The 1,744-nt window shown below is 48.2% G+C and carries 2 protein-coding genes; one reads left to right on the plus strand and one right to left on the minus strand.

The window, feature by feature from the left end; genetic code table 11:
• On the plus strand, window positions 1–786 hold a 786-nt coding region (galU, locus tag ACTHS3_RS12340), incomplete at its 5' end, for a UTP--glucose-1-phosphate uridylyltransferase GalU (RefSeq protein ID WP_440368066.1).
• Between the two features lie 53 nt (window positions 787–839).
• On the opposite strand, the gene ACTHS3_RS12345 is transcribed toward galU, so the two are convergent.
• On the minus strand, window positions 840–1,744 hold a 905-nt coding region (locus tag ACTHS3_RS12345; RefSeq protein ID WP_440368067.1), incomplete at its 5' end, for a TrkH family potassium uptake protein.

Consider the following 1,744-nt stretch of genomic DNA (forward strand, 5'->3'; position numbering starts at 1 on the left):
AAAGAAATGCTGCCTATCGTGGACAAACCTCTGATTCAATATGCAGTTGAAGAAGCGGTTGAAGCCGGCTGTACTGAAATGGTGTTCATCACCGGCCGTAACAAACGCAGTATCGAAGACCATTTCGACAAAGCATACGAGTTGGAAACCGAATTGGAATTGCGTCAAAAAGACAAACTGTTGGCGCACGTTCGCGATATCCTGCCTTCCAACATTACCTGCATGTACATCCGTCAAACTGAAGCATTGGGTTTGGGGCATGCCGTATTGTGCGCGCAAGCTGCCGTCGGTAATGAACCTTTTGCCGTTATTTTGGCAGACGATTTGATTGATGCGCCTAAAGGCGCGCTAAAACAAATGGTTGACGTGTATAACCAAAGCGGCAACAGCGTTTTAGGCGTTGAAACCATCGATCCTTCCCAAACAGGCTCTTACGGTATCGTTGAAGTTGAAAAGCTGAAAAGCTATCAACGTGTAGTCAATATTGTTGAAAAACCAAAACCGGAAGAAGCGCCTTCCAATCTTGCTGTTGTCGGCCGCTACATCCTGACTCCGCGTATTTTTGACTTGTTGACCAACCTGCCCCGCGGCGCCGGTAACGAAATCCAACTGACAGACGGTATCGCCCGCCTGCTCGACCATGAGTTTGTGTTGGCTCATGCGTTTGATGGCAAACGCTACGACTGCGGCAGCAAATTGGGTTACCTTGAAGCAACCGTGGCTTATGGTTTGAAACACCATGAAACCGGCGAACAATTCAAAGAATTACTCAAGCAATACGCTTAAGCCCAGCCATTATAAAAAGGCCGTCTGAAATTTCAGACGGCCTTTTTCTACACTTATTTCTTCCAATATGCCGGAGTAAACAAAATTAAAACGGTAAAAATCTCCAAACGTCCCAACAACATCACCGCCGTACACAGCCACTTCTGCACATCGCTCAGCGCGGCATAATTATGCGACGGACCAACTGCGCCCAAACCCGGCCCTGCATTGGTAATACAGGCAATGACTGCCGTGAAGGCGGATAAAAAGTCCAAGCCTGCGGCCATCAGTAAAAAGCTGAATACGATGACCGTCATAAAGTAAATAAAAATGAACGACATAACGGTCAGCGCCATACGATCCGGAATGGAGCGATTGTTGACCTTTACCGTACGAACCGCACGCGGGTGCAGCAAAATCAACATCTCGCGCAAGCTGAATTTAAACAATACCAACGCACGCACGTTTTTAATACCGCCACCCATAGAGCCTGAGCTTGCCAACACGTTAGAGAGGAAAAACATCCACAGCGACACAATCAGCGGCCATTGAGCAAAGTCAGTATTGGAAAAACCGCTGGCCAATCCTATGGACACAAAGTTGAAGCTGACAAAACGCAAAGCTTCGCCAAGGCTTTGGTACACGTCCTGCTGCCACAGATACAATGCCGAAATCAAAATACTGCCCGACAAAACCAGCAGCATGGTGCGGCATTCTTCATCCTTCCAATACACCCGCCAAGAGCGGTTGCCCAGCGCAGTAAAATGGCTGGCAAAATTGATACCGCCCCAGACAGTAAAAAACATCAACGTCCATTCGACTGCCACAGAATCAAAATAGGCAACGCTGTCATCATGTGTCGAAAAACCGCCCAAGGCCACTGCCGACATCGCATGGCACAAGGCATCAAACCAACCCATACCGGCAATATGTAAGGATACAAAAGCCGCAGCAGTTGTCAGCGCATAGGCAAACCATA

It is taken from the genome of Neisseria sp. P0009.S007, assembly GCF_051962515.1.